The sequence below is a fragment of the Nocardia sp. NPDC001965 genome, assembly GCF_053594175.1.
Genome location: NZ_JBSFDZ010000004.1, coordinates 94,649 through 119,310 on the forward strand (window position 1 = coordinate 94,649; position 24,662 = coordinate 119,310).

4 protein-coding genes and 1 pseudogene are annotated in these 24,662 nt (G+C 71.5%); 3 read left to right on the forward strand and 2 right to left on the reverse strand.

All coding sequences use genetic code 11. The features are described from left to right. Positions 1-21: 21 nt before the first annotated feature. The 3 genes and pseudogenes from ACWCPQ_RS08845 (at position 22) to ACWCPQ_RS08855 (ending at position 23,552) form a co-directional block, all read left to right on the forward strand. Positions 22-10,866 carry a type I polyketide synthase gene (locus tag ACWCPQ_RS08845; protein WP_449896372.1) on the forward strand — a complete coding sequence of 3,615 codons (10,845 nt, stop codon included), beginning with the start codon at positions 22-24 and terminating at the stop codon, positions 10,864-10,866. Then, a pseudogene (locus tag ACWCPQ_RS08850) lies at positions 10,863-21,857 on the forward strand (SDR family NAD(P)-dependent oxidoreductase); the annotation flags it as partial. The gene ACWCPQ_RS08845 and the pseudogene ACWCPQ_RS08850, both read left to right, overlap by 4 nt. Positions 21,858-21,932: 75 nt before the next feature. Next, the gene (locus tag ACWCPQ_RS08855) at positions 21,933-23,552 is read left to right on the forward strand and encodes a PfaD family polyunsaturated fatty acid/polyketide biosynthesis protein (protein ID WP_449896374.1); all 1,620 of its coding nucleotides are present in this window, start codon (positions 21,933-21,935) and stop codon (positions 23,550-23,552) included. Positions 23,553-23,565: 13 nt separating this feature from the next. Here the strand turns inward: ACWCPQ_RS08855 and ACWCPQ_RS08860 are convergent, their stop codons facing one another. Further along, a complete protein-coding gene (locus tag ACWCPQ_RS08860) occupies positions 23,566-24,012 on the reverse strand; it encodes an SgcJ/EcaC family oxidoreductase (protein ID WP_449896376.1) in 447 nt (148 codons plus the stop codon). A 54-nt stretch (positions 24,013-24,066) separates the two neighbouring features. Further along, complete coding sequence (locus ACWCPQ_RS08865; protein ID WP_449896378.1) at positions 24,067-24,609, reverse strand: YaeQ family protein; 543 nt, start codon at positions 24,607-24,609, stop codon at positions 24,067-24,069. Between the last annotated feature and the right edge of the window lie 53 nt (positions 24,610-24,662).

The following is a 24,662-nucleotide window of genomic DNA, read 5'->3' on the forward strand; positions in this document are numbered from 1 at the left end:
ACGATCAGGAGCTCCACCCCGATGGCCGACAACGACGAGCTACGCCGGTATCTCAAGAAGACCGCGAAAGAGCTCTACGACACCAAACAGCAGCTGCGCGAGCTCACCGACCGGTCGCGGGAACCGATCGCGATCGTCGGCATGGCCTGCCGCTACCCCGGTGGAGTGCGGACGCCCGCCCAACTGTGGGAGCTGACCGCGGGCGGGGTGGACGCGGTGGGCGACTACCCCGCGGACCGGGGCTGGGATCTGGATCGGCTGTTCGACCCGGATCCCGATGTGCCGGGCACGGTGTATACGCGGGAGGGCGGGTTCCTCGACGCCATCGGCGATTTCGACGCCGCCTTCTTCGGCATCGGCCCGCGCGAGGCCGCGGCGATGGATCCGCAGCAGCGGTTGATGCTGGAGGCGGCGTGGGAGGCGCTGGAGGACGCGGGCATCGATCCGGGGTCGCTGCGCGGTGGCGATACCGGGGTGTTCGCGGGGGTGATCCACCAGAACTACGGGCCGCGCGTCGGGTCGGCGAATATCTCCGCGGAGACCGAGGGGCACGCCTATCTCGGCGTATCCAACAGTGTGCTGTCCGGCCGCATCGCCTACACGCTGGGTCTCAAAGGGCCGGCGGTCTCGGTGGATACGGCGTGTTCGTCGTCGTTGGTGGCGTTGCATCTGGCGTGTCAGGCGTTGCGGCAGGGGGATACGTCGCTGGCGTTGGCGGGTGGGGTGACGGTGATGTCGGATCCGTCGTTGTTGATCGCTTTTGCGCGGCAGCGGGCGTTGTCGGTGGATGCGCGGTGTAAGGCGTTCGCGGCGGGGGCTGATGGGACCGGTTTCTCCGAGGGTCTCGGCATGTTGGTGCTGGAACGGCTGTCGGATGCGCGGCGGTCGGGGCATACGGTGCTGGCGGTGGTCCGGGGGACCGCGGTCAACCAGGACGGTGCCAGCAACGGGCTGACCGCCCCCAACGGTCCCTCGCAGGAACGCGTGATCGCCGCTGCTCTCGCGAGTGCCGGTCTCGAACCGTCCGATATCGATGCGGTGGAGGCGCACGGTACCGGGACGATGCTGGGTGATCCGATCGAGGCGCGGGCGTTGATCAATGTGTACGGGTCGCGGGGTGGGAGTGGTCCGTTCCGGTTGGGGTCGTTGAAGTCGAATATCGGTCATACCTCGGCGGCGGCGGGGGTGGGTGGTGTGATCAAGATGGTGCAGGCCATGCGGCACGGAGTGTTGCCGAAGACACTGCACGTGGACGCGCCGTCCCCGCATGTGGAGTGGGACCCCGCGACGGTGCGGTTGCTGACCGAGGCGGAGCCGTGGCCGGCCGGGGAGCGGGTGCGCCGGGCGGGTGTCTCGTCCTTCGGTGTCAGCGGCACCAATACCCACGTGATCCTCGAGGAAGCGCCGGCCGAACCGGCCGCTCCGGCGGACGACACCGCACCGGTCGCGCCGGCCGCAGCGACGGATCTGGTTCCGCTCGTACTCTCGGCGAAATCCGGGGAAGCGCTGCGCGGCCAGGCGGAGCGACTGCGGCAGCAGCTGCTCGCCGGGCCCGAGGCCGATCCGCACGACCTCGCCTACTCCCTCGCGACCTCGCGCGCGCTGCTGGAACAGCGAGCCGTGGTGCCGGGACGCGATCGCGGCGAACTGCTCGCCGGGCTGGCCGAGGTGGCGGCCGGGGCACCCGGAATCCTGGAGGGCCGGACGGGTTCGGGCCGGACGGCCTTCCTGTTCACCGGTCAGGGTGCGCAGCGGGCGGGCATGGGTGCGGGGCTGTACCGGACCTTCCCGGTGTTCGCGACGGCACTGGACGAGGTGTGCGCGCAGTTCGACCCGCTGCTGGGCCGTTCCCTGCGCGAGGTGATGTTCACCGACGCCGACGGTGTTCTCGGACGTACCGAGTTCACCCAACCCGCGCTTTTCGCGTTCGAAGTGGCCATCCTGCGGCTGCTGGAATCGTTCGGTGTCACACCGGACGTGCTGATCGGGCATTCGATCGGCGAACTGGCCGCCGCCTACGCGGCCGGGGTGTGGTCGCTGCCGGATGCGTGCGCGCTGGTGGCCGCGCGCGGCCGGTTGATGGGGGCGTTGCCGGTGGGCGGCGCGATGCTGGCGGTGGCCGTAACCGAAACCGCGGCGAACGAACTGGCGGCCGATTTCCCGGGCCGGATCTCGGTCGCCGCCGTCAACGATCCGGCCTCGACCGTGCTCTCCGGCGACGAGGACGCCGTCTCCGAGATCGAGGTCCGGCTCGCCGCCCAGGGGGTGAAGACCAACCGGCTGCGGGTGAGCCACGCTTTCCATTCGGCACGGATGGATCCCATGCTCGACGAATTCCGGACGGTGGCCGCGGGTATCTCCTACGCCCGGCCGAACCGGGCCGTGGTGTCGAACGTCTCCGGTGAGATCGACCGGGACACCCTGACCGATCCGGAGCACTGGGTGCGGCAGGTGCGCGGTTGCGTCCGGTTCGCGCCCGGGGTCGACGCGGCGGTCACGGCCGGTGTCCGGCGTTTCGTGGAGGTGGGACCGGATGCCGTACTGGCCGCCGCCACCCGGCGGTGCCTGGCCGAGGATCCGGAGGTCGAATCCGCCTCGACGGTGGCCGCGGCCGCGCGCCGTCCGGTCGCGACGGGGGATCGGGCACCAGAGGAAGCCGAGGTCACCCAGTTCGTCACCGCGCTGGCGCAGCTCCATATCGCCGGAGTGCCGGTGGACTGGCGGACCTGGTTCGCCGGCCGCACGCCGCGCCGGATCGCCCTGCCGTCCTATGCTTTCCAGCGTCGGCGCTTCTGGCTGAACTCCGGTGGCGATACCGGGGTCGGCTCGTTCGAACACCCGATCCTCACCGGGGTGGTCGGGCTCGCGGGCTCCGACGAATGGCTGTTCACCGGACGTTTCTCGCTGCGCACCCATCCGTGGGTGGCCGACCATATGACCTACGGCGTGGTCGTGCTGCCGAGTGCGACCATGATCGAGATGCTGCTGGTGGCCGGGGCCCGGATCGGCTGCGGCACGGTCGACGAGCTCACTCTGCAGGCGCCGATCCTGCCCACCGGCGACGACGAGATCGAGTTGCAGGTACTGGTGCAGGCCGCCGACGCACAGGGCCGCCGCCCGTTCGAGTTCTATTTCCGCGCCGCGGGTGCGGACGAATGGGTACACAATGCGACGGGCGCGCTCGCCGCGGTCCCCGCCGAGGCGCCTGATCTGTCTGCGCAGTTGCGCGACGAGCCCTGGCCCCCGGTGGATGCCGAACAGCTGGACAGCGCGCGACTTCCGGCACTGATCGCCAAGGACACCGGTCTCGAGTACGGCCCGGCGTTCATCGGCGTCCGGGCGGCCTGGCAGCGCGGGGATACCGTGTTCTCCGAGATCGCGCTGGACACCGCGGCGGCACCGGAAGCCGGACGCCATCTCCTACATCCGGCGCTGCTGGACATGGTCATGCACGCCGGTTTCTCGCGGCTGCTCTGCGGTGACGGCGACGGCGACCCCGATACCGGCCGGCTGCTGTTCCGCTGGGGCGGTGCGCGCTTCCACGGATCCGCGGCCGGCCGCCGATCCGAGGTCACGACCCTGCGGGTGATCGCGGTCGCGACCGGTCCGGAAACCGTCGCGGTGGCGACCGTCGATCCGGCCGGCGAGCCGATCGTCTCCGTCGACGCGGTCGTGATGCGTCGGTACGACGTCGCGGAATTCCGCGCCACGCTGCCCGGTGAGGCGGCGAATCTGCATCAGGTGCGCTGGGAACCGGCGGCGACCGGCGGGGACGAGCAGACATCGTGGTCGCTCGCGCTGTTGGGGGAGGCGCAGACCGCGGGAATCGAGATGCGGTTCGCGACCGCGGCCGCGGCGGCCGTGGCCGAGCGGGTACCGGATGTCCTGGTCTGGCAGGCCGCGAGCGCGGCGCCCGGTGCGCCGGTCGAGGTACGGGCGGGGGTGCGCGACGCGCTCGCCGCATTCCGGTCGTTCCTCGCCGAGGAGCGTCTCGCCGGGACACGCCTGGTCGTGGTGACCGCCGGTGGCGCCGGGCTGCCCGGGGAGGTCCCGGATCTGCGTGCGGCGGCGATCCGGGGTCTGGCCGGTGTCGCGCAGACGGAGAATCCCGGGCGGTTCGTACTCGTCGACGCGGAGCCGGAGCGGCCGGTGGACGGTGACCGCCTCGTCGCGGCGCTGCGTTGCGGTGAACCCCAGGTCGCGCTCCGGGCGGGACAACCGCTGGTACCGCGCCTGGTCCGGGCCGCGACGTCCGGCGGTAGCGGTGCGGGGTCGCTACCGCCGGACGCGACGGTGCTGATCACCGGGGGCACCGGCGGGCTGGGTGCGCTGTTCGCCCGCCATCTGGTGGCCGAATACGGGGTGCGGCAGCTGGTGCTCACCTCACGCCGGGGCCTCGACGCGCCGGGCGCCGCGGAACTGGTCGCCGAACTGGCCGCGGCCGGTGCCCGGACCCGGGTGGTGGCCTGTGATGTGGCCGACCGGGACGCGGTCCGGAGCCTGCTCGACGGGATCGGATCCGACCGGCCGCTGGCGATCCTGCACACGGCCGGTGTACTGGAGGACGCGACCGTCGAAACGCTGACCGGCGCGCAGGTGGACCGGGTCGCGGCACCGAAAGTGGACGGTGCCTGGTGGCTGGACGAACTGACCCGCGATCGCGAGATCGCGGCCTTCGTCCTGTTCTCGTCGGTCGCTGCCGCATTGGGTTCGGCCGGTCAGGGGAACTACGCGGCGGCCAACAGTTTCCTGGACGCGCTCGCTCAACGGCGGCGGGCCGCCGGGGCGCCGGCGGTCTCGCTGGCCTGGGGTCCCTGGGACCAGGGCAGCGGGATGACCGGCGGACTGGACCGGGTCGCGGTGGCGCGGTGGAACCGGCTGGGGCTGAGCCCGCTGAGCGAGACCGACGGCCGCCGGCTCTTCGACGCGGCACTGGCAGGCACCGAATCCCGGCTGGTACCGCTGCGTTTCGATCCGGGTGCGGTGCGCCGGGAAACCGATCCGGACGCAGTACCGGTGGTGCTGCGCGGCCTGGTGCGCCGGGCAGCGCGTACGGCGAAGCCCGACAGCGCCGTGGTGCACGCGGCCGGGACGCTCGGTGCCGCACTCGCCGAGGTAGCCGAGGCCCAGCGCGCGGATCTGGTGCTCGAACTGGTCCGTGACCAGGTGGCGGCAGTACTCGGCCACGATTCGGGCAACGATATCCGCCCCGATCAGCGGTTCGACGAGATCGGCCTGGACTCGCTGGGCGCGGTGGAATTCCGGAACCGGCTGAGCAAGGCCTCCGGTCTGACCTTGCCGTCCACGCTCGTCTTCGATCATCCGACGCCGCAGGCGGTGGCGAAACTGGTACTGGCCCGGGTGGTCCCGGAGTCCGGTGCTCCGGCGAAGAAGGCCGTGCGGCGGGCGCGGGTGGACGAGCCGATCGCTATCGTGGGCATGGCCTGCCGTTTCCCCGGTGGTGCCGAATCGGCCGACGGGCTGTGGGATCTGGTCGCCGCCGGGCGCGACGCCACCGGTGATTTCCCGGCCGATCGTGGCTGGGATCTCGAGCGCCTGTTCGACGAGGACGCCGACAAACCCGGAACCGTGTACACGCGGCGCGGCGGGTTCCTCTACGACGCGGGCGATTTCGATCCGGGATTCTTCGGTATCGGCCCGCGGGAGGCTTCGGCGATGGACCCGCAGCAGCGGCTGCTGCTCGAGGTGTCGTGGGAAGCCCTGGAGGACGCCGGAATCGATCCCGCATCGCTGCGCGGTAGCGATGCCGGAGTGTTCGCCGGCGCGGGCTATTCGGGGTACGTCGATCGGGTGGTGGGTGATCTGGAGGGCTATCGGCTCACCGGCACCACCAACAGTGTCGTATCCGGCCGGGTGGCCTACGTCTTCGGTCTCGAGGGACCCGCCATGACGGTCGATACCGCGTGCTCGTCCTCGCTGGTCGCCCTGCATCTGGCATGTCAGGCCCTGCGCCGCGGCGAGAGTTCGATGGCGCTGGCCAGCGGGGTGACCGTGGCGGCCAGCCCCTATCTGTACGTCGATTTCGCGCGGCAGCGCGGGCTTTCGCCGGACGGCCGCTGCAAGGCGTTCTCCGCCGACGCCGACGGCGTCGCCTTCGCCGAGGGCGTCGGGGTGCTGGTGCTGGAGCGACTCTCCGACGCCCGCCGCAACGGTCACAACATTCTGGCGCTGGTGCGCGGCACGGCGGTGAACCAGGACGGGGCGAGCAACGGTCTGACCGCGCCGAACGGTCCGTCGCAGGAGCGGGTGATCGCGGCGGCGCTGGCCGACGCGGGGCTGGAACCCGCGGATGTGGACGCGGTGGAGGCGCACGGTACGGGAACGAAACTCGGTGACCCGATCGAGGCGCAGGCGCTGATCGCCGCCTACGGCGGTGACCGGGCCGGTCGGCCACTGCGTATCGGTTCGCTCAAATCCAATATCGGCCATACGGTGGCCGCCGCCGGAGTGGGCGGGGTGATCAAGATGGTGCAGGCGATGCGGCACGAGATGCTGCCGCGCACCCTGCACGCGGAGGAGACCAGCCCGCACGTGGACTGGTCCAGCGGGGATGTCGAGGTGCTGACCGCGGCGCAGCCGTGGCCGGCCGGCGGGCGGGTCCGGCGGGCCGGGGTCTCGTCGTTCGGGGTCAGCGGTACAAATTCGCACGTCATCCTGGAAGAAGCACCCGCGCCCGGTGTCTCGGCCGAGCCGTCGGCACCGGCGACCGGGGAAGTGCCGGAGTCACCGGTCGCGCTGCTGGTTTCGGGTACGTCCCAGGCCGGGTTGCGGGCCCAGGCCGAGCGGCTGCGGAACTGGTGGTCCACCCGGCCGGACACCCCGGCCCGCGATCTCGCGGCCGCGCTGGTCGAAACCCGTGCGCAGTTGGAGTGGCGGGCCGCGGTCGTGGGCGCGGATCGCGCCGAGTTGCTCGCCGGGCTCGGCGATCTCGCCGCCGGGACCGAATCGGCCACCGTGGCCGAAGGCGTCACCGGCGCGGGTAAGACCGCCTTCCTGTTCACCGGGCAGGGTGCGCAGCGTATCGGTATGGGGGCGGACCTGTACCGTTCGTACCGCGTCTTCGCCGCGGCGTTCGACGAGGTCTGCGCGGAATTCGAGCCGCTGCTGGGGCGTTCGCCGAAGGATCTGGTGTTCGAGCCGGCCGATCCGGCGGCACTGGACCGGACCGAATTCACCCAGCCCGCGCTCTTCGCCTACGAGGTGGCGCTGTACCGACTGGTCGAATCGTTCGGGCTGGTGCCCGATATGGTCATCGGCCATTCGATCGGCGAACTCGTGGCCGCCTATGTGTCCGGGGTGTGGTCGCTGTCCGATGCCTGCCGCCTGGTGGCCGCGCGCGGCCGGCTGATGGGTGCGCTCCCGGCGGGCGGCGCCATGACGGCGGTCGCGGTCGGCGAGACCGCAGCGGCCGAGCTGATCGCCGGATACGGCGACCGGTTGTCGATCGCGGCGGTGAACGGACCGGCGGCAGTGGTGTTCTCCGGCGCCGCCGACGCGGTGGCCGAGGTGGAGCGCCGCGCCGTCGACGCGGGGTACAAGAGCAGCCGATTGCGGGTGAGCCACGCGTTCCATTCGGCGCTGATGGAACCGATGCTCGACGAATTCCGGGCCGTGGCGGCCGGGCTGACCTATCATCAGCCGGCGATCCCGGTCGTCTCGAACCTCACCGGTGCGGTCGCCGGAGCCGAGCTCACCGATCCGGAGCACTGGGTCGCGCAGGTGCGTGGCTGCGTCCGGTTCGCGCCGGGTGTCGAAACGCTCGTTGCTGCCGGGGTGCGACGGTTCCTGGAGATCGGACCGGACGCCGTCCTCACCGCGATGACTCGGCAGTGTCTGGCCGAGATCCCGGGTGCCGAGGCGAAATCGACAGTGATCGCCGCGGCCCGCCGGGCCGCGGCCGAACCCGCCCAGTTCGTGGCCGCGCTGGCGCGGGCGCAGGTGGCCGGGCTGCCGGTCGACTGGCGGCCGCTGTATGCGGGGCGCGCGGTATCGCGGGTACCGCTGCCCACCTATGCCTTCCAGCATCAGCGTTATTGGTTGCGGCCGCCGGCCGAGATCGCCGCGAGCGGCTCGGGTCACCCGGTGCTGACCGATGCGGTGCGGCTCGCGGGCAAGGACGAATGGTTGCTCACCGGGCGGTTGTCGGCCCGCACCCATCCGTGGCTGGCCGATCACGCCAGCCACGGGGTGATGGTCGTACCCAGTACCGCGCTACTGGAGATGCTGCTGGTCGCGGGCCCGCGATTCGGCTGCGCCGGGGTGGAGGAACTCACCCTGGAGGCGCCGGTGCTGCCGCCGGCGGACGGCGCGATCGAACTGCAGGTGTTGGTGGACGAGGCCGACGAAACGGGCCGCCGCCACTTCACTTTCCACTACCGCGTCGCCGGTGACGGCGCGGAATGGGTGCGCAATGCCAGCGGCATCCTGGCCGGGGAGCGGCCGGTGGCCGAACCGCTGCTCGACCGGTTGCGCGCCGAACCCTGGCCACCGCGCGACGCCGAACCCGTGGATCCGGACTGGATTCCGGCGCATATCGCGGCGGCGGCCGGGCTCGAATACGGCCCGTCGTTCTGCGGTACCGATCGCGCCTGGCGCCGTGGTGACACCGTCTTCTCGGAGGTCGCGCTGGATCCCGCCGTGGATCCGGAGGATTTCACCGTGCACCCGGGGCTCATGGACGGGCTCGGGCACGCCGGCCTCGCCTGCCTGATGTGGCCGGAGCTCGACGGCGACCCGAGCGTCGGCAAGCTGCTGTTCCGCTGGGCCGGTGCCCGATTCCACGAGGTGGCGCGACCGGGCCCGCTGCGGGTGATGGCCGTGTCGAAGGGCGCGGACGCCATCGCCATCATCGCGATGGACGCCGACGGAAACCCGGTGGTCTCCATCGACGAAGCCGTGATGCGCACCTACGACGTCGACAAGTTGCGGGGTTCGTCGACGGCGACGGCGACGGCCCTGCGGCCGGAGTGGACCGAGGCGGGGCCGGGTGCCGAGCCGTTCACCGGTGCCCTCGCGGCGCTCGGATCGGTACCGGTGACCGAGGTGGCGGACCGGTTCCCGGATCCGGCCGCGGTCGCCGGCCGTCCGGGCGAACTGCCCGCGGCGGTGCTGTGGTCGCTCGCCGGCGACGCGGCGGCGCCGGGCGGTGATATCGCCGATGCGACCCGTGCCCGAGTGCATGCGGCACTGCGGATGTTGCAGACATGGCAGGACAGCGGTGCCGCCGCCGGTACCCGGCTCGTGGTGCTCACCGGCGACGCCGCCGGACTGCCCGGTGAGGTACCGGATCTCGCCGCCGCCGCGGCGGCCGGGCTGGTCCGCAGCGCGCAGGCCGAGTACCCGGGGCAGATCGTGCTGCTCGATCTGGCCGCCGCCGACGGGCCGGTCCCGGCCGAGGTGGTCCGGCGGGCTCTCGCGACCGGTGCCGCCGATCTCGCGGTGCGGGGCGGGACCGCGTTCGTGCCGCGGTTGGTCGCCCGCGAGACGGTGGTCACGGCCCGACCGGAATTCGGTTCCGGCACGGTGCTGATCACCGGCGGCACCGGCGGACTGGGCGCGGTGCTGGCCCGGCATCTGGTCGCCGAATACGGGATCCGGGATCTGCTGCTGGTGTCGCGGAGCGGCACGAACGCGGCGGGTGCTGCGGAACTGAGCGCGGAATTGGCGGCGGCGGGCGCGCTGCCGCGGATCGCGGCCTGTGACGTCGCCGACCGGGACGCGGTGCGGGAGCTGCTCGCCGCGGTCCCGGCCGACCGGCCGCTGACGGCTGTGATCCACGCGGCCGGCACGCTCGACGACGCGACGATCGCCTCGCTGACGGCCGAGCGAACCGATCATGTCCTCACCTCGAAAGCCGACGCGGCCTGGATCCTGCACGAGGCCACCCGGGAAGCCGATCTCTCGGCGTTCGTCCTGTTCTCCTCCATCGCCGGCGTGCTCGGCTCGGCGGGCCAGGGCAATTACGCGGCCGCCAACAGCTTCCTCGACGCACTGGCGAAACGGCGCCGGGCCGACGGGCTGCCGGCGGTCGCGCTCGCCTGGGGTCTGTGGGAGCGAGCGGGGACCGGCGGTATGGCCGGCACCCTCGATGACGCCGGTATCGCCCGGCTGGCCCGTGCCGGGGTGCATCCGCTCGGCCGCGCGGACGGGCTGCGGTTGTTCGATACCGTCGCCGGCGGTGGTCCGGATCCGGTGGTGGTGCCGCTGTCCTTCGACGCGCAGACCCTGCGCCGGACGGGACAGGCGGATACGGTGCCCGCCGCACTACACGGGTTCCTCCGGAGCCCGGACCGGCCGGGTGCCCAGCGCAACCGGTCCCGGGGGTTCGCGCTGGAGCGGATTCCGGCGGACAAACGGGAGCAGGCCGTCGTCGATCTGGTGCTCGACCAGGCCGCGGCGGTGCTCGGCCATCCGTCGGCTGCCGATATCCGGCCCGAGCAGGGCTTCGACGAGCTCGGCTTCGATTCGCTGGGCGGGGTGGATTTCCGGAACCGGCTGTCCAAGGTCACCGGTCTGCAATTGCCGTCGACCCTGGTCTTCGACTATCCGACGCTGGCGGATATGGCCGGATATCTGCACGAGCAGCTGGCCGCGACGGTCGCGGCGGCCCCGCCCGCCGAAACGGCCGCCGCCACCGACGATCTGGCCCGGCTCACGGACCTTCTCGACCGGGTGCTGGCCACCGCCGGTGCCGACGACGCGACGGTCACCGCGTTGCTGGGGATCGGCGACCGGCTGCGAACGCATCTGGGCGGCCACTGGCCGGCCGACGAATACGACGACCTCGCCGCGCATTCGAGCGACGAGCTTTTGGATCTGATCGATGAGGAGTTCGGCCGAGCATGAGCAACGAAGAACGGCTCACCCGGTATCTGCGGAAACTGACCGGAGACCTGCGCGCAGCCAACAAACACATCGGTGAGCTCGAGGACCGGGCCCGCGAACCCATCGCCATCGTCGGGATGAGCTGTCGCTATCCCGGTGAGGTCCGCACACCCGCACAACTGTGGGAACTGGTCGACGCCGGTACCGACGCGGTGGGGCCGCTGCCCGCCGATCGCGGCTGGGATCTGGACCGGCTCTACGACCCGGACCCCGATGTCCCGGGCACCATCTACACCCGGGAGGGCGGATTCCTGCACTCCGCACCGGATTTCGATGCCGGTTTCTTCGGGATCGGCCCGCGCGAGGCCGCGGTGATGGATCCGCAGCAGCGGTTGATGCTGGAGGCGTCGTGGGAGGCGCTGGAGGACGCCGGGATAGACCCGGTCTCGTTGCGCGGTAGCGATACCGGGTTCTTCGCCGGTGTGTTCCACCAGTACTACGGTCCGCGCGTCGGTTCGCCGGAACTGACGGCCGAATCGGAAGGCCACGCCTACCTGGGCGCGGCCAGCTGCGTGCTCTCCGGGCGGGTGTCCTACACCTTCGGTTTCAAGGGCCCGACCCTGTCGGTGGATACGGCGTGTTCGTCGTCGTTGGTGGCGTTGCATCTGGCGTGTCAGGCGTTGCGGCAGGGGGATACGTCGCTGGCGTTGGCGGGTGGGGTGACGGTGATGTCGGATCCGTCGTTGTTGATCGCTTTTGCGCGGCAGCGGGCGTTGTCGGTGGATGCGCGGTGTAAGGCGTTCGCGGCGGGGGCTGATGGGACCGGTTTCTCCGAGGGTCTCGGCATGTTGGTGCTGGAACGGCTGTCGGATGCGCGGCGGTCGGGGCATACGGTGCTGGCGGTGGTCCGGGGGACCGCGGTCAACCAGGACGGTGCCAGCAACGGGCTGACCGCCCCCAACGGTCCCTCGCAGGAACGCGTGATCGCCGCTGCTCTCGCGAGTGCCGGTCTCGAACCGTCCGATATCGATGCGGTGGAGGCGCACGGTACCGGGACGATGCTGGGTGATCCGATCGAGGCGCGGGCGTTGATCAATGTGTACGGGTCGCGGGGTGGGAGTGGTCCGTTCCGGTTGGGGTCGTTGAAGTCGAATATCGGTCATACCTCGGCGGCGGCGGGGGTGGGTGGTGTGATCAAGATGGTGCAGGCCATGCGCCACGAATCCCTGCCGCGCACCCTGCACGTGGATGCGCCCACCCCCCATGTGGAGTGGGACTCCGCGACGGTGCGGTTGCTGACCGAGGCGGAGCCGTGGCCGGCCGGGGAGCGGGTGCGCCGGGCGGGTGTCTCGTCCTTCGGTGTCAGTGGCACCAATACGCACGTGATCATCGAGGAACCGCCGGCCGAACCGGCGGTGGAACAGACTCCGGCGCCGGAGGCCGGAGACGAACCGGTGGCGGACGATCCCGCGGTTGCCGGACCGGATCTGCCGGTGGCCGAGCCGACGATCACTTCGGCGGTCGTTCCGTGGGTCGTCTCGGCCAGATCCGAGGCCGGGCTCCGGGCGCAGGCCCGCTCGCTGCACGAGCACATGCTCGCCGATACCGGCACCGGCCTGTGGGATGTGTCCTGGTCCCTGACCAGCTCCCGGGCCCTGCTGGACCACCGCGGCGTGGTGGTGGGGCGGGACCGGACGGAGTTGCTGGCCGGTCTGGCCGCGCTCGCCGAGGGCGACACCTCGGACGCGGCCGGGGTGGTCGCCGGTGCGGCCGGGAGTGGGCGTACCGCGTTCCTGTTCACCGGTCAGGGTGCGCAGCGGGTGGGGATGGGTCGCGAACTCTACGCGGCGTTCCCGGTGTTCGCGGCGGCACTCGACGAGGTCTGCGCGGAATTCGATCCGCTGCTGGGCCGCTCGCTTCGAGAGGTGATGTTCACCGATCCCGGCGGGGTACTGGACCGGACGGAGTTCACCCAACCGGCCCTGTTCGCGTTCGAGGTCGCGATGTACCGCCTGGTGACGTCGTTCGGACCCACTCCGGATGTGCTGCTGGGGCATTCGATCGGCGAGCTCGTGGCGGCCTATGTGGCGGGAGTCTGGTCGCTGTCCGACGCCTGCGCGCTGGTGGCCGCTCGCGGCCGGTTGATGGGTGCCCTCCCGGCCGGCGGGGCGATGGTCGCGGTCGCGGTATCCGAGGACGAGGCCACCACGGCCCTCACCGGGTACGGCGAGCGGCTGTCGCTGGCCGCCGTGAACGGTGTGTACTCGGTGGTGCTCTCCGGTGACGAGGACGCGGTCGAGGAGATCGAGCGGCTCTTCGCCGAACGCGGTCGCAAGACGACCCGGCTTCGGGTGAGTCACGCCTTCCATTCGGCGCGAATGGATCCCATGCTCGACGAATTCCGCGCGGTCGCCGCCCGGATGACCTATCACACGCCGGCGATCCCGGTCGTCTCCGATATGAGCGGTGTACTGGCCGAAGCGGAACTGACCACACCGGAACACTGGGTCCGGCAGGTCCGGTGGGCCGTCCGGTTCGCACCGGGTATCCGGACCCTGATGGCGACCGGTACCCGGCGGTTCCTGGAACTGGGCCCGGATGCCGCGCTGTCGGCGATGGCGCGGCAGTGCCTGGCCACCGAACCCGATATCGATGCGCGGTCGCTGGTGGCCGCCGCCGCCCGTCGCGGCACCGACGAGGTCGCGTGGTTCACCACCTTCCTGGGCGCCGCGTTCGCGGCCGGTTCGCCCGTGCGCTGGGAACCGCTGTACGCGGGCCGGTCTCCGCACCGGGTTCCGTTGCCGAGTTACGCCTTCCAGCGGACCCGGTACTGGTTACCGGCCGGCGCGGAGACCGGCGATGTGGGCCGGCTCGGTCTGCGGGCCGCCGACCATCCGCTGCTGGCCGCGGTGACGGCGTTGCCCGGGAAGGACGAATGGTTGTTCACCGGCCGGCTCGCGATCGACGCGCAGCCGTGGGTGGCCGACCATCAGGTCTTCGACACGGTACTGCTGCCGGGCACCGGTTTCGTGGAACTGGCGCTGGCGGCAGGTGCCCGGCTGGGCACCGAACTGATCGACGAACTGGTGCTGGAGGCACCGCTGCGGCTGGACGCCGGTAGCGCGGTCGATATCCAGGTCGGTGTCGAGGCACCGGATCCCGACGGGCGGCGGCGCTTCGTGGTCGCCTCGCGGGTCGCGGGGGAACAGCCGGCCGGTGATTCCGGCAGCATCCACGCCCGCGGTGTGCTGGCACCGGGTGTGCGGGTCGGGGCGGGCGCGATCGACGACGCGGAGCCGCTGCCCGAGAGCGGATCGACCTCCGGCGAAACCCTCTACGACGAACTCGCCGCCCGCGGTTTCGGCTACGGGCCCGCCTTCCAGGGCGTGCGGCAGCTGTGGCAGACAGGCGAGGACATTCTCGCCGAGGTGGCGCTGCCCGCCGAACTCGACACCGACGCGGCCCGTTTCGGGATCCATCCGGCGCTGCTGGACGCCGCGCTGCACGCCGGCGTGCACGCCTGGATCGCCGAGCTGCCGCAGGACGAACTGCCGCTGCCGTTCTCGTTCAACGGGGTGCGGTTGTTCCGTCCCGGCGCCTCGGCGGTCCGGGTGCGGATCCGGCGTACCGGCGCGGAAACGCTGCGGGTCGAAACCTTCGACGCCGCCGGTGAACCGGTCCTGACGGTGGCGGCGCTACAGGCCCGCCCGGTGAACAGCCGGGTACTCGGCCAGGGGCGGGCCGCGGGATCGCGCCCGCTCTACGAGGTGCAGTGGACCGCACCCGAATCCGCGGCGCGGACCGAGGGCGCTCTCGTCCTGACAGCGGCCGGGCTGCCGGCGACGGCCGGTTTTGCCGGGACCTACCCGGATATGTCCGCGCTGATCGATGCCGCCCGGACCGCCGGCGATTCCGGATCCGTTGCGGGAGAACCACAGCCGGACGCGGTGGTCTGGTGTGTCCGGCCGGATCCGGTCGATGCGGCGGATCCGGCGCGCGCGATACGCGAACGAGTCCACGAGGTGACCACTGCCGTCCGGGCCTGGCTGCGCCTGCCCACCGCGGGAACCGCCCGGCTGGTGGTCGTCACCCAGGGTGGTGCGGGCCTGCCGGGCGAGGAACCGGATCTGACGGCCGCGGCGACCTGGGGTCTGCTGCGCAGTGCGCAGTCGGAGAATCCCGGGCGGATCGTACTGCTGGACACCGAACCCGGTGCCGAGGTCACCGCCGAACTGATCGGCGCCGCACTCGGTGCCGAGGACGAACAGTTCGCGGTCCGGGCGGGCGCCCTGCTGGTGCCGCGCCTGGCCCGGTACGAGGCGCCGGGGCCGGGGACCGATCTCGGATCGGGCTCGGTTCTGATCACCGGTGGGACCGGCGGGCTGGGCGCACTGGTCGCGCGCCATATCGCCGGTGCGCACGGGGTGACCGACCTGGTCCTGGTGTCCCGGCGTGGCGAGAAGGCCGAGGGCGCGGCCGAACTCGTCGCCGAACTGACCGGACTGGGCGCGAATGTGCGGGTACGTGCCTGCGATGTGGGCGACCGGGCCGCGCTGGCCGCGGTACTCGACGAGATCGCGGCCACCGGCCCGGCGCTGACGGCCGTCGTACACGCGGCCGGTGTGCTGGCCGACGCGACCCTCGACACCTTGACCCCGGAACAGATCGATACCGTGCTCGCGCCGAAGGTGGACGCGGCCTTGCATCTGCACGAGCTCACCGCCGGTCTCGACCTGTCGGCGTTCGTGCTGTTCTCCTCGATCGCGGCGGTACTCGGCTCGCCGGGACAGGGCAACTACGCGGCGGCGAACTCCGTACTGGACGCACTGGCGCGGCGCCGCGCCCACGCCGGGCTCGCCGCGGTATCGGTGGCCTGGGGACCGTGGGAGCAGAGCGGCGGGATGACCGCGACGCTGGCGGCGGGCGCCACGGAGCGGATGGCCCGGATGGGCCTGCGTTCGCTGGCGGCCGCCGACGGACTCGCGTTCTTCGACCGAGCGGGCGGGACGGCGACACCTTTCGTCGCCGCCGTCGATTTCGATACGGCGGCGCTGTCGCTCCAGGTGCGCGCGGGGCTGCTGCCCGGGTTGGTGCGTTCGCTGGTTCCGCGGTCGCGCCGCGCCGAAGGGGGCGGCGGTGACCTGCCGCGCCGGCTGGCCGGGGCGCCCGCCGACAAACACGACGCCATCGTGCTCGATTTCGTCCGCGATCAGGTCGCGGCGGTGCTGGGCTATGCGTCCGGCGCGCTGATCGAGGTCGAGAAGCCGTTCAGCGAACTCGGTTTCGATTCGCTGGGCGCGGTGGAGTTCCGTAACCGGCTGGGCAAGGCGACCGGTCTCCGGCTGCCCTCGACCCTGGCCTTCGACTATCCGACCGCCGCGGCCATCGCCCGCTATGTGCGCTCCGAACTCGACGGTGCCACGACGACCGTCGCCCGGGCAGCGCGGCGGACCCGTACCGAGGAACCGATCGCCATCGTCGGTATGGCCTGCCGGTATCCCGGGGGTGTCGAATCCCCGGACCAGCTCTGGGATCTCGTGGCCGCGGGCCGGGACGCGATCACCGGGTTCCCCGCGGACCGCGGCTGGGATCTGGAGCGGCTCTTCGATCCGGATCCGGCGCATCCGGGCACCTCGTACGTGCGGGAGGGCGGATTCCTGCTGGACGCGGCCGAATTCGATGCCGGATTCTTCGGTATCGGACCGCGTGAGGCGGTCGCCATGGACCCGCAGCAGCGGTTGCTGCTCGAAGTGTCCTGGGAGGCGATCGAACACGCCGGTATCGACCCCACCTCGCTGCGGGGCAGCGATACCGGTGTCTACACCGGGGTGATGTACCAGGACTACGACGTACTGACCCGCCGGGCGGGGCCCGAGATGGAGGGCTATATCGCTACCGGTGCGGCGGGCAGCGTGGTTTCGGGCCGGGTGTCCTACGCGCTCGGCCTGGAGGGCCCGGCGGTGACCATGGACACCGCCTGTTCCTCGTCGCTGGTCGCACTGCATACGGCGTGCCGCGCGCTGCGGGCCGGGGAGAGCACGCTGGCGCTGGTCGGCGGTGCGACGGTGATGTCGACTCCGTCGGTGTTCGTGGACTTCTCGCGGCAGCGCGGGCTGGCCGCCGACGGCCGGTGCAAATCCTTCTCGGCCGCCGCCGACGGGGTCGCCTGGGCCGAGGGCGCGGGTGTGCTGGTGCTGGAACGGTTGTCCGACGCCCAGCGTGCCGGTCACCGGGTCCTGGCCGTCATCCGTGGTTCGGCGGTGAACCAGGACGGTGCGAGCAACGGCCTGACCGCGCCGAACGGGCCGTCACAGGAGCGGGTCATCGCGGCCGCGCTCGCCGACGCCGGACTGGTGCCGGCGGATGTGGACGTGGTCGAGGCGCACGGTACGGGTACTGCGCTCGGGGATCCGATCGAAGCGCAGGCACTGCTCAGCGCCTATGGCCGTGAGCGGCCCGAACCGCTGCGGATCGGCTCGCTGAAATCGAATATCGGGCACACCCAGGCCGCCGCCGGTGTCGGTGGTGTCATCAAGATGGTGCAGGCACTGCGGCACGAGGAACTGCCGCGCACCCTGCACGTGGACGAACTGTCCCCGCACGTGGACTGGTCGGCCGGATCGGTCGAGGTGCTCACCGAGGCCCGGGAGTGGCCCGCGGCGGCCGGCCGGGTACGGCGGGCCGGGGTGTCCTCGTTCGGGATCAGCGGGACCAACGCGCACGTGATCGTCGAGGAGGCCCCCACCGCACCGGTGGCAGCCGATACGGATCCGGCGGGGGCGGTCGATATCGGGGTGGTGCCGCTGCGGGTCTCCGCGAAATCCGATGAGGCACTGCGGGCACAGGCCCAGCGGCTGCGGGATCTGCTGGCGGACCGGCCGGCGGCCGAGCTGTGGTCGGTGGCCCGGTCGCTGCTGGATTCACGGGCGGAGCTGAACCGGCGCGCGCTGGTGCTCGGCGCCGATCGAGCCGAACTGCTGGCGGGATTGACCGCGCTGGCCGGCGGCACGGCGAGGCCGGGCGTGTTCGCGGGCGGCCCGGTCGCCGGTCGGACGGCTTTCCTGTTCACCGGTCAGGGTGCGCAGCGAGTGGGGATGGGTCGCGCGCTCTCGGCGGCGTTCCCGGTGTTCGCGGCGGCGCTGGACGAATTGTGCGCGGAGTTCGATCCGTTGCTGGGTGGATCGCTGCGGGAAGTGATGTTCGAGGATCCGGCCGGGGTCCTGGACCGGACGGAGTGGACCCAACCGGCGTTGTTCGCCTTCGAGGTGGCGATGTTCCGGCTGCTGGAATCCTTCGCAGTGGTACCGGACCTGGTGACCGGGCATTCGATCGGCGAGCTCGCGGCGGCCTGCGTGGCCGGAGTGTGGTCGCTGCCGGACGCCTGCGCACTGGTCGCGGCACGCGGCCGGCTCATGGGCGCACTGCCCGAAGGCGGCGCCATGGTGGCCGTCGCCGTGACCGAGACCGAGGCGACCGAGGTCGCGTTCGGTTATCTCGGCCGGGTGTCGGTCGCGGCGCTGAACGGGCCGTCGTCGGTGGTGTTCTCCGGTACCGAGGAGGCGATCGAGGAGATCGAGGAGCGGTTCACCGACGAAGGTGTGCGGACCGCCCGGCTGCGAGTCAGTCACGCGTTCCATTCCGAGCTCATGGAACCGATGCTCGACGAGTTCCGTGCGGTGGCCCGGAGCCTGACCTACCGGGAACCGCTGTTGCCGCTGGTGTCGAACCTTTCCGGCGCGCTGGTCGCGGCGGAACTCACCGACCCGGAGCACTGGGTGGACCAGGTACGGGAATGCGTACGGTTCGCGCCCGGCGTGGACGCGCTGGTGGGGTCGGGGGTCCGGACCTTCGTCGAAGTGGGACCCGATGCGGTGCTGACCGCGATGACCCGCGAATGCCTGGCCGAATCCCCGGATGTCGAGGACAGGTCGGTGGTCGCCGCGGCGGCGCGCCGATCGGTCGACGAGGTCCGTGGGCTGGTGTCGGTTCTCGCACAGCTGGCGGTGGCGGGCGCGCCGGTGGACTGGGCGCCCGTATTCGCCGGGCGCCGGGCACACCGGGTCGACCTGCCCACCTACGCTTTCCGCCGGCAGCGGTACTGGCCGCAGCCGGCGCCCGAGCCGGCGACCGGTTCGTTCGGGCATCCGTTGCTCACCGCCGCGGTACCGCTCGCGGCGAAGGACGAATGGCTGTTCACCGGAGTGCTGTCGCTGCGCACCCATCCGTGGCTGGCCGACCACGCGGTGCTCGGTTCGGTACTGCTCCCGGGTACCGCGTTCGTGGAGATGGCGGCGGCCGCCGGTGCGCGACTGGAACTGGATACCGTCGCGGACCTCGTACTGGCCGCCCCGCTGGTGATCGCCGCGGGAGCCGAAGTGGATATCCAGGTGGGTCTGGCCGGGGCGGACGGCTCCGGGCGGCGCGCGTTCGAGATCCATTCCCGCGCGAGTGGAACCGAGTCGCCTGCCGCGACACCGTGGGTGCTGCACGCCAGCGGTGTCCTGGCCGCTGCCCCCGAGTCCGCCCCGGTGTGGCACGAGCAGGCGTGGCCGCCGCCGGGTGCCCAGCGGGTGGACGACACCGCCTTCTACGACCGCCTGGCCGAACGCGGTTTCGACTACGGTCCGGCCTTCCGGGGCGTCACCGCCCTCTGGAAACGGGGGACCGAGACCTTCGCCGAGGTCACCCTCGACGAGAGCGCGAGCGGTCCGGTCGCGGGCTTCGGCGTGCACCCGGCTCTGCTGGATTCCTGCCTGCACGCGGCCGTCGACGGCTTGACCGGTGAGGTCGCGGCCGGGCAGGTGCCGCTACCCTTCTCGTTCGCCGGGGTTCGGCTGGGGCAGGCCGGTGTCGCGGCCGCGCGGGCCCGCGTGGTCTCACGCGGGGACGGACAGATCGGTATCGATATCGCCGACGGCACCGGCGCGTTCGTGGCGTCGGTCGAGTCGGTGACCGCGCGCGGGGTGACTCCGGAGGCACTTGCCGCCGCCGGTGCGAAGGCGGGTCCGGCACCGCTGGTCCTGCGCTGGGTACCGGCCCGAACACCCACCGCGGGAAGCGGAGTCCTGGCACCGGCGGTGCTGGGGGCGGTGCGCGTACCGGGCATCGACCGTCACTTCGCCGATACGGCGGAACTCGTCGCGGCCGAGGTCCTCCCGGATACCGTGGTGTGGTCGCTGCCCGATCCCGCCGCGCCGGAGGTGCTCGATTCCGCCGCGCCGGAGGTGCTCGATTCCGCCGCGCCGGAGGTGCTCGATTCCGCTGCGCCGGAGGTGCTCGACCTCACTGCGCCGGAGGCCGGCCGGGCGAACGCGGTCCGGGCCGCGGTACACACGACCCTGGCGATGCTGCGGGCCTGGCTGGCCGCCGAACGGACGGCCGATATCCGGCTCGTGGTCGCCACCCGCGGTGCGGCGGCGCTACCCGGCGCCCCGGTGGACCCGGTCGCCGCCGCGGTGGCCGGTCTGGTGCGCAGTGCGCAGTCCGAGCATCCCGGCCGGTTCCTGCTGCTGGACCACGACGGCGGACTGGACCCCGCAATCCTGCGCAGCGTGCTGGATACCGGGGAACCGCAGGTGGCCGTGCGTGATTCGCAGCTGTCGGTACCCCGGTTGACCCCGGCCGAGCCACCGGCCGCCGATACCGCGACCGGGCGCAGCGGTGCCTTCGGGTCCGGCACCGTACTGATCACCGGTGGTACCAGCGGCCTCGGCGCGGTGACCGCCCGGCATCTGGTTGTATCGCACGGGGTCCGGCAGTTGCTGCTGGTATCGCGTCGCGGCGACGCGGCGGCGGGCGTTGCGGAGCTGGTCGCCGAACTGGCGGAACTGGGTGCGCGGGCCCGGGTCGCCGCCTGCGATGTCGCCGACCGGGCGAGTGTGGCGGCCGTCCTGGATTCCGTCGGTACCGAGTATCCGCTGACCGCGGTGATCCATTCCGCCGGAGTCGTCGACGACGCCACCATCGATACGCTGACCGCGGAGCAGGTCGACCGGGTACTCACCCCGAAGGTCGACGGCGCGCTGAATCTGGACGAGCTGACCCGCGGCTCCGAGCTGGCGGCATTCGTGGTGTTCTCGTCGGTGGCCGGGGTACTCGGCGCTCCCGGGCAGGGTAACTATGTGGCGGCCAACTCCTTCCTGGACGCACTGGCGCACGAACGCCGGGTCGCCGGTCTGCCCGCGCTCTCGGTGGCCTGGGGCGCCTGGAGCCAGGAAGTGGGGATGACGGGGGCGCTGGACCGGGCCGCGGTGGCCCGGCTGCGCCGGATGGGTATCGCACCACTGAGCGATACGGCCGGGACCGCCTATCTGGACGCGGCAGTCGCCACGGATGCGGCGACCGCCGTCTGCGTCGATTTCGACCGGCCGACACTGGCGGCGGGCGCCCGCGACGGCCGCCTGCCCGCCGTACTCGCCGCCCTGGTTCCGGTACCCCGGGCCCGGCGGGAGTCCGGACCCGAGATGCCGGGCGCCGGTGGCAATGCGCTGGCCGCACGATTGGCCGAGGTGCCGGAGGAACAGCGCGACACAGTGGTTCTCGATGTGGTGCGTGCGCATGCCGCGGCGGTGCTGGGCTATTCGGACACCGCAGCCCTGGATCCCGAAACGCCCTTCCAGGAAATGGGATTCGATTCGCTGGCCGCGGTGGAACTGCGTAACCGGCTGGCGGAGGCCGCGGGGGTCACCCTGCCCTATGCGCTGGTGTTCAACTATCCGACCGCTGTAGCGGTGGCGGGCATGTTGCGCTCCCTGGTCGAGGAGGCAGCCGCCGCCGCTCCGGTGGCATCGAACGGGTCGGCCGTGGACGACCAGCTCGATGCACTGCGGACCATGTTCGTGAACCTCCCGTCCGCGCAGGACAGGTCGCGGCTGGCCGACGGCCTGCGCGCACTACTGGCCGACGCCCTGCCGGAATCCGAGGCCGATACCGGTGTCGACCAGGCCGCGGTCGAACAGGCCAGTGCCGAGGAACTCTTCGCGCTGATCGACCAGCAGCTCACGGCGGAATGAACCGGCCGGGTGGGGCCGGCGCGACCGGCCCCACCCGCGCGGTACCCCGCATCACCCCGATCGAAGGATTCGACCATGTCTTCCCCGTACCCCACGCCGACCCTGCCGGGGTCGCGTGCCGACGCCCACGACCTGTACCTGCGTGATCCGGAGGTGGTGGGCGGTGCCGCCGCGGAACTGCTGGACGAGCTCGAGCGGCGGGTGTTCGTGGTCGCACCGGACGCCGAGCCGGTACCGGCGGCGGATGGACGGCTCGTCCCGGCCGCCGACGCGGTGGCCGGTGACCATCCGGTGCTCGGAACTGTCGAACCGTGCGCCGTGACGACGCTGGGTTCGGCGGCGTTCCGGCGGGCGTACGGGGTGCGGTTGTCGTATGTGGTCGGCGAGATGGCCCGGGGGATCGCGTCCGCCGAGATGGTCACCGCCGCCGCGCGATCCGGGATCCTGTCCTTCTTCGGCACCGGTGGGCTGAGCCTCGCCCGGGTGGAGCGGACGGTGGCCGAGCTGGCCCGGCAGCTCGACGGTCTGCCGTGGGGGGCGAATCTCCTGCACAATCCCGGCGAACCCGAACTGGAGGAGGCCACGGCCGCCCTGCTGCTCGAACACCGGGTGCCGGCCATCTCGGCATCGGCGTTCATGGGGCTCACCCCGGCCGTCGTGCGGTGTGCCGCGTCCGGGCTGCACCGGGGTCCCGACGGCCGGATCCAGCGCCCCACCAAGATCATGGCGAAGGTGTCCCGGCCCGAGGTCGCGCGCCTTTTTCTCGCGCCCGCTCCGGAGAAGATCCTGCGCAAACTGGTCGCTGCCGGGCAGCTGACCGCGGCCGAAGCCGAACTGGCCGCGCTGATCCCGGTCGCCGACGACCTCACGGTGGAGGGGGACAGTGGCGGTCATACCGACGGCCGCCCACTGCTGGCACTGCTGCCGCGGATGATCGCCCTGCGTGCCGAGATCTCCGGGCAGTACGGATACGACCGGCAGGTCCGGCTGGGTGCCGCGGGCGGCCTGGGCACCCCCGAGGCGGTCGCCGCCGCCTTCGCGCTCGGCGCGGACTATGTGCTCACCGGTTCGATCAACCAGCTCGCCCCGGAGGCCGATCTGTCGGCGGCGGCGAAAACCTTGCTCGCGGCGGCCGATATCGCCGATTTCACCACCGCTCCCGCCGCCGATATGTTCGAGATCGGCGCCCGGGTGCAGGTGCTGAAGAAGGGGAGTCGTTTCTGGACCCGCGCTCAGTGGCTCTACGACCGCTATACCGCCCACCCCGGCCTGGAGGAATTGAGCCCGGCGGATCTGAAGAAGCTCGAGACCGAGATCTTCGGCGCGAGTGTCGACGAGATCTGGGCGCAGACCAGGGATTTCTGGCAGGAACGCGATCCCAAGCAGCTCGCCCGCGCCGAGCGGGACCGCAAACACCGGATGGCGCTGTGCTTCCGGTGGTATCTCGGTATGTCCACTCGCTGGGCCACCGAGGGCGAGGTCGAGCGCCGCGGTGATTTCCAGCTGTGGTGCGGTCCGGCGCTGGGGGCGTTCAATCGTTGGGCCGGCCCGGATATCGGCAGCCCGGGTGTGGTGGAGATCGCCGAGAATCTGATGCGCGGTGCCGCCGTCCTGACCCGGCGTGACGCGGCCGGCCGGCTCGGGGTCGACCGGGTGTTCCCGACGATCGGTTATCGGGTGGCGGCTCGGGGGTGACATCCGCTCCGAGTCATCCGGTTCCGGCGGCGGATCGTCGCGGGGCGAAGTCGTCCAGTCCGTTCGCCCGCGTATTGTGTGCCGCCCGGATGAGCCAGGAGCCGTCGCGGTGGACCAGGACCAGGGTGATGTATCCCCATCGGTCTTCGGCAGTGGCCGCGCCGGGCAGGATGTGTCCGGGCCAGTGCCAGCGGGTGTGCGCGAGTACGACGCCCGGTGCCAGTTCGTCGAGCGCGACGATCTCCTGCGTGTATCCGCGTTTCTGCGCGATCACCGACTCCGGTACGTCCAGATGGCCCCGCACGTTCGCCTCGCGCGAGCGCCACCAGATCCCGCGATGGGTGACGAAATCCGAATCCGCGGTGAAATATGTTCCCCACCGGTGCATCTCGTGGCGCACCCACAGTTCGGTATGAGTCGCCAGGGTGGCCCTGATGTTCCGTTCGTCGTCCGCGTCCATGCCACCACTGTGAAACCTGAACTAACCTTGAAGTCAAGCGGCCGGGGACCGGACCTATCCGAGGAGTCGTTCCTCGACCGGAGTGCTGAGCGAGGTTCCGTTGAGTTCGAGGTAGAGCTGGCGCTCGGTGACCGACACCGTGGCGGTGTTGCGGCGTTCCAGGGCTGCCGCCGCGGCGGCTACGAAGGCGCGATCGAAGGAGACGAGGGGAATGGTCTCGGCGCGGTGGATCCGCTTACCGGTGAGCTGTGCCAGCACCTTGGCGGGGTCACGATGGGTGTACACCGCGACTCGGCCGGCCAGTTTGCTGCCGCGATGCACGCGGTCGGAATCGGGGGCGCCGACCTCTATCCACGCGGTGATCCGGCCGGTGAGATCGCGGACCAGGACCGCCGGTTCGTCGGTGGAGGAGACCCCGCCGTCGCTGAAGGTGATGCCGTCGGTGTATTCGAGGCAGTAGGCCAGTAGTCGGGTGATCAGGAATTCTGTGGTCTCCGAGGGATGCCGGGCCATCCGCAGGTCCAGCTCCTGGTAGACACCCCGGTCGATATCGGACAGGTGCAGGGAGACGGTGTGCAGAGTCGCGCCGGTAGCCATAGGAGAGTCAGCTTAGTGAACGCGGCCGGGCGGGCCCGCTCGGCGTTCGGCAC

What these genes read in the sequence shown, in the direction of transcription:
- ACWCPQ_RS08845 (WP_449896372.1), top strand. Translation starts at nt 22, where the DNA reads ATGGCCGACAACGACGAGCTACGCCGGTATCTCAAGAAGACCGCGAAA.
- ACWCPQ_RS08855 (WP_449896374.1), top strand. Translation starts at nt 21,933, where the DNA reads ATGTCTTCCCCGTACCCCACGCCGACCCTGCCGGGGTCGCGTGCCGAC.
- ACWCPQ_RS08860 (WP_449896376.1), bottom strand. Translation starts at nt 24,012, where the DNA reads ATGGACGCGGACGACGAACGGAACATCAGGGCCACCCTGGCGACTCAT.
- ACWCPQ_RS08865 (WP_449896378.1), bottom strand. Translation starts at nt 24,609, where the DNA reads ATGGCTACCGGCGCGACTCTGCACACCGTCTCCCTGCACCTGTCCGAT.